Here is a 9,318-nt window from a genome sequence, read left to right on the forward strand (position 1 = left end):
CTTTGTCCTATCAGCCATCCGAGGTAGCTGAATTCTTTGCTCAATGGATTTAAAAACCCATAACTTATGATTAATTCCAAGCGTACAAATCCACAAGAGAATATTGTGACGAGTTTTGATTACAGCATTCTCTCTCCTGAGCAGCGATCGCTAGTTGAGCAACGCACCAGCGAGATTAGAGAACAGTTACGACGGACAGCCCAAGATATTTGGGAAATAGGACAAAGTTTGGCAGAAGTCCGCGCTCAATTGAAGCATGGTCAGTTTGAGACTTGGTTGAAAGCCGAATTTGGTTGGAGTCGCCGCACAGCTTATAATTTTATTAATGTTTACGAAACCTTTGGGAATCGTGCAAATCTTGCACAAATTGACATTGCCACCTCAGCCCTTTATCTTCTAGCTGCACCTTCGACACCCCAAAATTTGCGGGAACAGTACATAGAGGAAGCAAAAGCAGGTAAACGCATCACCCATAAAGAATTAGTCCAAAATATTAAGCACCAACAAGAAAAAGTCGCAGAAAAACCAGAATTAACTCCCACCAGCCCATCAGAAATCATCGCCATCATACCTAACTCTATAGACAAAATCAATTCTGATCATGTTAATAAGTCTATAGTTGAAGTACCAATCACCGCGCAACAGATATCAGAAAATACTCCCGCATCAAGTCGCCAGTGGTTACGTTTAGATAAACAGCATTTGATATTTCATGGTGACACAGCCTCAAGAGAGTTTTTTGCTAACATTCCTCCTATCGCCCTAGCTGTAGCCGTAACGGCGGATGATTGGGATCATGAGTGGTTGATTGAGGAAGCAACAACAGTGATTGTTCTTCAACCCTCTGGTTTAAAAGCAAATACTTTAGAGCAATTAATTACCATGTTTTCTCAGCCAGGGGACTTGGTAGTATTTCCCTGGTTACCACAAGCGGATATGATTGCGATCGCTCATCGTCTCCAGCGACGAGTCATAGCCGGTGATCCCTCTATAGATTTGTGTCAGCAAGCCGTTATTGCTTCGGGGTTGAGTGTCGAACAGATTTAATTCGTAATTCGTAATTTCTTATTTCCCTAACTCCTCAACACCATACTGATTCACCCTCGCCAAGGGTACATCATCGCCGGATTTGAGTTTTGTGGTGACTGTTCCAGTTTGCTTGACTAAGGCTGTGTATGTACCCCAATTGTCGCCTTCTTTATGTGTATAGTTAATTGCCAACTTCACCCAGGTAGCTTGCTCATTCCACCGTTCCACTAAAAGTTTTAATTTGGGACAGGGAAGACGCTTAAAAATGATTTTCAGGAGCTTTTTTTGACTCCCCCCTTCATCTTGCGCCAAAATGCGTCCAGTTTTTTCGTAGTTCAACCATTCCCAACCCATCTGCATCCAAATTTCCCGTTCTGCGATTTGCTCAAACTTGCTTAATCCTGTCCAACCGCGATAGTACGGGCGTAACTGCTCAACATCACCCAGACGATAAATTAAACAATCTAAAATATCAACTTCCAAATGTCCCCAAACTTGTCCGTAAGGGAAATCAATTAATGTCGGTGCAAATTGATGTCCGCCAAAATGATTAGTTTGCCACAGGCGCAAATTTTCGGTAGCATACTGTTTGCGTAGCTGTTGGTAAAGGGGATAACCAAATCTTCCGCAAGCTCGATCATAGTTCGCATGGGTACAGATGAGAATTTCCCGAATGTGTTCTGTGGGTTGCTGGTAAGACACAAAATTGATGAGTTGCTGGGGTTGGAATAATAAAGCTTCTGTAAGGGGTGCAAGTTGCGTCAGGGGAAGTAAATATTCCCATTTGGTATATTGAGCAAATAACTTGGCTGGACGCTTGTAGTGAAAGACGCGGACGAGTTCTGGGTTAGTGTAGGTTTTATCGGGAGCGATCGCCAGTAATCTAGTTTTAAAATATCGTATAGGCTGAGATGCTAACCTTTCAACAACTTTTAATAGTGGTTGAAATTCTGGTTTTGCTTCCCAAAGATTGGTTTTCCAAGGTTGGGGTACTTCCACAAGTAACCATTCATCTACTGTCCCTGCTGTTCCAATGGGGTCTTCTCGGTTAGCTTTAGAAACTACAGAACAGTAACGACAATCATCATCTATTTTTCTCATGTTACAGGTTGATTTTTGAACCAATACACGGAAATTCCGGCTGTTAGACTATATAAAGTCATTAAAAGCAAAATTGAAAACTCATCAAAAGGGAATTCTATCCCCATACCTTCCCCTAACCAGAAAGTACCCATTGCACTGAGCATAATTCCTGCACCCAGTTTGATTAACACTTCTGGCAGTTTTACCAAATATGGATGTAGAAAAACTACCACAACTAAAGATAATAATAAAGCCAACCCTGTGGCAGCGATCGCCTCAGACCATGCGCTGCTTGCTAAACCCAAAGTCATCACAATCACAACGATTTCCAAGGCTTCCAGAGCTACACTTTTAGTCATAATCAGGAAATTCAGTTTGCTAAATCCCACAGATTCCTGCTCTAAAACAATACCCTCTTTTTCCAGAACATCATCATCAATCCAACCTGCGCGCCTTCCCGTAGCCAGTCGCCGTACAGACTTCTGCACCCATCCCCAACCAAACCACAATAACAACCCACCAATCAAAATTTGTAATGGTTGTAATGGTAAGAATTGTAAGCCATTGCCGAGAGCGATCGCCACCGACAACACAGCTATTAACCCGACGATAGCACCCGAAACGGCTTCTTTAACATAACCAGAACTACCAACAGCATAGGCGATCGCTACCACCTCGAAAAACTCCACACTCGTACTACCAAGTGCAGCCAAGAAAATACTCCAATTCATCTTGTTACCTCAGAAAATAAATTGAGATAAATTTGCAACTAATTGAGTCGGACTTGTGGTAAATTAATACAATACACCACAAAATCATCAAATTCATTTTCTCTACACAAAAAATAGGTTAATTCATCATGGAATGGATGGATGCTATCTTCAGCTTTATGGAATATGTGCTGAAGGGAATGCTAATGTATGGCGTATTTATTGTAATAGAAAGAGTGCGTCCAGCAGAACCAAATCAACCATTTCGCCATATTATTTTCAACTTAAAATGGTATGTTGTCTATATTTTATTGGCATTGGGAATGAATGCTCTTGGTTTAGCTACACTAGTGGGATTAACACGCAGTTGGTTAGGTGGAGCTTATATTAATTTCCCCGCACCTCGCAACTGGATAGAAACAATTATTGGCATAATTATTTATTTCTTAATAGTTGACTTCTTCTACTATTGGTTTCACCGCTTACAGCACACCAATTCATTTTTATGGGGACAACATAAATTTCATCACAGTGAAGAATCCTTAAATGTCACCAGTTCCAGAAGAGTACATTGGCTAGAAGAACCGTTAATTCTCTTCTTTATAGTTCTCCCTATGAATTTATTATTTAATCTTCAGCCGATAGCAGCCGGATTATTAGCATTTATAGAAATCTTGTGGTTGCAATTCATCCACATGAATTTACGCTTAGGATTTGGTGTATTCTCAACCATAATTGTCAGTCCACAATATCACAGAATTCATCACTCATTTCAACCCCAACATATTAATAAAAACTATGCAGTATTCTTCCCAATTTGGGACATAGTTTTTGGTTCTTATTGTCATCCCCACCCAGGGGAGTTTCCAGCCACAGGACTAACAACCAAAGAAAACTATAATCATCTGTGGGAAGCATCTATTTTACCTTTTAGAGAATGGTGGAAATTAATCAAAATCAACCGTAGTTGTAGGGTGCGTTAAAGCAAAGCGTAACGCACCGCATGATTATGGTGCGTTACGGCTAGCTTATAATCTTTCCAAACCTCAAATATTTACATTGCCGTAACACACAGCTTTATATATCTGATATCTTGCGCCAGCATTTTATGCCACCGAGAAATAAATTTGTGGTCTGCATAACTAAAATTAGATAAATTTAGCTTGAAAGTGCTGAGTAAAAATCCTAATACCCATTCCCTATTCCCTATTCCCTCTTTACGAATATGCTATTGAAAATTATTCGCATAACCATTCTGACATCAGCCATATTATTTACCCCAGCGATCGCCCAAGCTGCAACCTTAACAACTGAATCAAGCCAGTCCATTACCTTCAGAAATACAGTTAATAGAGACTTAGAACAACAACTACAAACAGCCTTAGATCAAGCACGGGGAGACATCCCAGGTGCGGCTGTAGCAATTATCAGCCCGAAAGGAAATTGGTTTGGGGCTAGTGGGGTAGCAGACATAGCCACAGGTAGAGTATTACAGCCAAGCGATCGCTTTGAAATTGGTAGTATTACGAAAACCTTTGTCGCTACAACTACACTACAGCTAGTAGAAGAAGGCACCCTCAATTTAGATGATAAGCTAACAGACAGACTACCAAAATCCGTAACCGATTGGATTCCCAACGCTCATCAAATTACCCTCCGCCAACTCCTCAACCACACAAGCGGCGTTCCTGATTATACAGATGTATTATTTAGATGGGCTGCCGTTAATCCAGGGGTATTTTTCAATTCTTGGCAACCAGAAGAATTAGTCAGTTTTATCGATGGCTTAGAAGCGAGTTTTCAACCTGGAGACTCTTGGCAATATTCCAACACCAACTATTTGCTGTTAGGTATGGTGGTAGAAGCCGCAACTAACAATAATATTGCCCAAGAAATACGCGATCGCATCCTTGAACCCTTAGCCCTCACCAACACCTTTTTTGCTGAAGAAGAAGCCATCCCAGGCGGCTACGTCAGAGGTTATTGGGACTTCGACCAAAATGGCACACTCAACGATATTTCCGTCGCTAATCTATCTTGGGCTTGGGCTACCGGCGCAATGGTTTCCAACACCAGCGACTTAGCTACCTTCATTCAAGCCCTCATAGGCGGAAGCTTACTAGAACCCGACACCCTCAACCAAATGCTCACCACCATCAGCCCCATCACCTCCCCAAACTATACTACCTACGGTCTAGGCATCGGTACTCTAGAATCCCCCAATCGCTTTTGGTACATTCATCGCGGACAAACCCTGGGTTATCGTTCCAATATGTGGTATTCACCCTTAGAAAACATCACCTATATCGAATTAGCTAACGCCCGTTCAACCCGCAATCTAGCTGGTGCAACACTCACCACCCTCAGACGTTATGAACCCCCCGCACCAGTTCCCGAACCAGAAATGATCCTTAGTGTGCTGTTAGTAACAGTCGGTATGCTGGGGTGTAAGGGTGTGAGGGTGTGAGGGTGTGAGGGTGTAAGAGAAGTAAATTCTCCCTTGTTTTCCTCATGCCCAATGCCCCATGCCCAATCCCCAATCCCAAATTCGTGCAAAATTTGCACAAACTATTTATCTCTACGAAAATATATTGAGATAAATAGACTTTACAGAAAATTTATAATTCAGATATCCGATTAATTACGGATGTGTTATTATTTAGGGTGTGATTCCAATTATCGAGAATAAATCGCAATAAAGAATCACTAATTTTATTCATAGTTGTAATCAGAGTTGCCGAAACTGGTTTTAATATCCAGTATCCAATCACTATGAGAGCAACGCTATCTGAATATTTTCTCAATTTCATAACCCTAGTTTTCATCTAGGAGCGTTGTATTTAGCTTGTTATTAAGCTGTCAATATCATGACTAGATAGCATAATCAACGTAATAGCTTCATTCATTTAGCTATGTAATTGAAATTTACTGAATGCCAGAAGTATATCTACCTGGCACCGTTTTGATCGTCAAAATATTCAGTTGAATGAGACTGCTTTAAGTTTTTTACAAGATGTGATCCTAGTTAAGACTTAGGAGGAAAAGTAACGCAGTTATTTCTGTCGATCAGATTTGAGACTGACCCATCTGTAGCAAACTATTTATGACAACAGTTAAGTTTACAACCAATACAACAACCATCATAGAGACTCAAGATACCGTACTTACCTTTAGATTTGAGTTAAGTGAGCCGCCACCCGCAGGAGGTGTGAGAGTTTATCTCTTAGGTAACGTACCCCAGTCCCTAACGCAACTAGATTTATTTGCTATCAGCTTCACTGGTGGTGGTGTTCCACAGGGAGACTTTGACTTTAGTGGGTTTTTCTTTAACATTACGTCCCAAGTTGCCACCGTTAGCGTACCTATTTTTCAAGATGGCATTCCAGAAGGACAGCAAAGCGTAGTTTATACTCTACAATCAGGCACAGGATATACAGTTGATCCTAGTTTCAGTGCGGTAACAGTTAACTTCTACGACAATCCTAGTCAAGTTCCGCCACCGCCACCACCCAACAATCCACCAGTCACAGTCAACGATAGTTACAGTACACAAGCCGGTCAACAGTTGGTAGTAGGTGCGACTAACGGTGTATTGAGTAATGACACAGATGCTCAGTCAGACCCACTGACAGCCGCAGTAGTACAAGCACCCAGCAACGGTAGCGTCACCCTGAATGCAGATGGTTCATTCGCCTACACACCCAACGCAGGGTTTGTGGGTACAGATAGCTTTACCTATTTAGCCAACGATACTAAAGCCAATTCTGCACCTGCTACTGTCAGCATCACAGTTACTGCACCACCGCCACCACCCAACAATCCACCAGTCACAGTCAACGATAGCTACAGCACAGAAGCGGGTCAACAATTGGTAGTAGCGGTGGCTAACGGTGTATTAAGCAACGACACAGATGCTCAGTCAGACCCGCTAACAGCCGCAGTAGTGCAAGCACCCAGCAACGGTACTCTCAGTTTCAATGCTGATGGTTCATTCGCCTACACACCCAATGCAGGGTTTGTGGGTACAGATAGCTTTACCTATTTAGCCAACGATACTAAAGCTAATTCTGCACCGGCGACAGTTAGCATTACAGTCACTGCACCACCGCCACCACCAAACGACCCGCCAGCTACAGTCAACGACAGTTACAGCACACAAGCGGGTCAACAATTGGTAGTAGCGGCGGCTAACGGTGTATTGAGTAATGACACAGATGCTCAATCAGACCCGCTAACAGCCGCAGTAGTGCAAGCACCCAGCAACGGTACTCTCAGTTTCAATGCTGATGGTTCATTCGCCTACACACCCAATGCAGGGTTTGTGGGTACAGATAGCTTTACCTATTTAGCCAACGATACTAAAGCTAATTCTGCACCGGCGACAGTTAGCATTACAGTCACTGCACCACCGCCACCACCAAACGACCCGCCAGTTACCGTCAACGACAGCTACAGCACAGAAGCGGGTCAAGCGTTGATAGTAGATGCAGCTAATGGTGTATTAAGCAATGATACTGATGCTCAATCAGACCCACTCACCGCCGCAGTAGCGCAAGCACCCAGCAACGGTATTGTGACCTTCAACACTGATGGTTCATTTACTTATACACCCAATGCGGGGTTTGTTGGTACTGATAGCTTTACCTATTTAGCTAATGACAGCAAGACAAATTCTACACCTGCTACTGTCAATATCACAGTCAACGCAGCACCGCCACCACCAAATGACCCACCAGTCACAGTCAACGACAGCTACACCACAACAGTCGGTCAAGAACTGATAGTGGACGTAGCTAATGGTGTATTAAGCAATGATACAGATGCTCAGTCAGACTCACTCACCGCCGCAGTGGTGCAAGCACCCAATAACGGTAGTTTGACCTTAAACAGCAATGGTTCATTTAGTTACACACCCAATGCAGGTTTTTCAGGTACAGATAGCTTTACCTATCGAGCCAACGACAGCAAAGCAGATTCTACACCTGCGACAGTTAACATCACAGTTAACCCACCAACAACCATGCCAACAATTAGTTTTACCGCGAGTCCAACTAATTTAGTTGAAGCCAATAACGACAGCATTGTTTTAACCTTTCAACTAAGTGAACCACCCCCAGAAGGAGGGTTAGAAGTCACATTTGATAGTGGCGTAGAGCGATCGCTGGCTGAATTTGATGTTTTTAGTGCAGCATTTGATGGAGTCCGGTTTTTAAGAGCCAATGCTACATCCAGTGCTGTTACTGTCAGATTACTCCAGCAAACCGCAACCATCACTTTACCTCTATTTAGAGATGAAGTTGTAGAAGGTGCAGAAACCTTTACCTACACCCTTAGCCCCGTACCTGGATATGACTTTGTTCCTGGTGAAAACGCAATTACCTTCACAATTAACGATACTGCTCCATCTACCCTACCAGTAGTCAGCCTCACAGCATCACCAGATGTAGTCAGCGAAGCAGAAGGAACAGTCTTAACATTAACCTTCAACACCACAGGCGATATTCCCCCCGAAGGTATTACCGTGCGTCTACAAGGTGATGTCGCCAATATTCTCCGACAGTTCACGGCGGCGCAAGTACGATTTGATGCCGAAGCAAATGTTTTCTACCGCTTTGACCGTCCCTTGGTAGAGACTGGAGTCACAGGGGGAACATTGGATCTGTTTGCCCTCGAAACAGACCTGAGCAGCTTCACCTTTACCATCCTCGAACCGACGGCAACAATTAACCTGCCTGTCTTAAACGACATCTTAGAAGAAAGCGACGCTACCTTTACCTATACCCTCCAAGCAGGAGAAGGTTACACAGTAGATCCCGCCGCCAGTTCTGCCAGCTTCACCGTCACTGATGGAGTACCCGGAGGAGTTGGGCCAGTAGTTAGTGTTTCTGCTACTCCCACCACCCTGTTTGAGTCAGAACAAACAGTCCTTACTATCACCTTTACCCTCGACAGCCCACCCCCAGAAGGCGGTGTTGTCGTCTACCTAGATAGTGGTGTACCCCGCTCCATTGCTCAATTTAACGTAACGGTGGATAACCCCCGTAATCCTGAAGATACTCTCAACCCTGTTGGTTTAACTACCACAGGCGGCGCGATCGCAGGCACAAATGAATTTGTCAGTGCCGTACTTCTCCGCATCACCGAGCAGACTGCAACGATTACAGTACCGGTGTTTAATAACGGGGAAGTAGATGGGCCACGGACTTATACCTATACCCTCCGCGATGGGGAGCAGTATCAAGTTAACCCCGAAGCAAACCAAGTAACCATAACAATTGACGACACTATGACTATTGAACAGCCCGTAGTAGGATTCACCGCCAGCCCCGTAGTAAGTGAAGTAGATGGGCCTGGCGTAGTGCTGATATTCAATGCCCAAGGCATCATCCCAGCAGAAGGCGTAGTAGTCAGCGTCGGTGGAGATTTCCGCACCTCGGCGGTGGAGCAAGGGTTGCAATTCCGTCAAGTGGTTGAGTCAGAAGGCGTGGAATATCTT

The 9,318-nt window shown here is 43.7% G+C and carries 6 protein-coding genes; 4 read left to right on the top strand and 2 right to left on the bottom strand.

Features of this window, described 5'->3' with window-relative positions; all coding sequences use genetic code 11:
- Positions 1 to 66: 66 nt before the first annotated feature.
- On the top strand, positions 67 to 1,047 hold the full coding sequence (locus tag H6G14_RS16085) for a DUF3102 domain-containing protein (RefSeq protein WP_190568359.1): 981 nt from the start codon (positions 67 to 69) through the stop codon (positions 1,045 to 1,047).
- Between the two features lie 18 nt (positions 1,048 to 1,065).
- Here the strand turns inward: H6G14_RS16085 and H6G14_RS16090 are convergent, their stop codons facing one another.
- Together H6G14_RS16090 and H6G14_RS16095 are read right to left on the bottom strand one after the other, a co-directional pair.
- Positions 1,066 to 2,130 carry a sucrase ferredoxin gene (locus H6G14_RS16090; RefSeq protein WP_190568360.1) on the bottom strand — a complete coding sequence of 355 codons (1,065 nt, stop codon included), beginning with the start codon at positions 2,128 to 2,130 and terminating at the stop codon, positions 1,066 to 1,068.
- Complete coding sequence (locus H6G14_RS16095; RefSeq protein ID WP_190568361.1) at positions 2,127 to 2,843, bottom strand: COG4280 domain-containing protein; 717 nt, start codon at positions 2,841 to 2,843, stop codon at positions 2,127 to 2,129. Before H6G14_RS16095 ends, H6G14_RS16090 begins: the two co-directional genes overlap by 4 nt.
- Positions 2,844 to 2,971: 128 nt before the next feature.
- Between H6G14_RS16095 and H6G14_RS16100 the strand changes: the two genes are divergently transcribed.
- From H6G14_RS16100 to H6G14_RS16110, 3 genes are all read left to right on the top strand, one after another.
- Positions 2,972 to 3,805 (top strand): sterol desaturase family protein, encoded by an 834-nt coding sequence (locus tag H6G14_RS16100; protein ID WP_190568362.1) that lies wholly within the window; start codon positions 2,972 to 2,974, stop codon positions 3,803 to 3,805.
- A gap of 242 nt (positions 3,806 to 4,047) precedes the next feature.
- Positions 4,048 to 5,289, top strand: coding sequence for a serine hydrolase domain-containing protein (locus H6G14_RS16105; RefSeq protein WP_190568363.1), 1,242 nt, complete (start codon positions 4,048 to 4,050; stop codon positions 5,287 to 5,289).
- A gap of 636 nt (positions 5,290 to 5,925) precedes the next feature.
- The coding region (locus H6G14_RS16110) for an Ig-like domain-containing protein (RefSeq protein ID WP_190568364.1) at positions 5,926 to 9,318 on the top strand (3,393 nt) is incomplete at its 3' end.

Origin of the sequence: Nostoc parmelioides FACHB-3921 (assembly GCF_014696625.1) — a bacterium.
Lineage (GTDB): Bacteria > Cyanobacteriota > Cyanobacteriia > Cyanobacteriales > Nostocaceae > Trichormus > Trichormus parmelioides.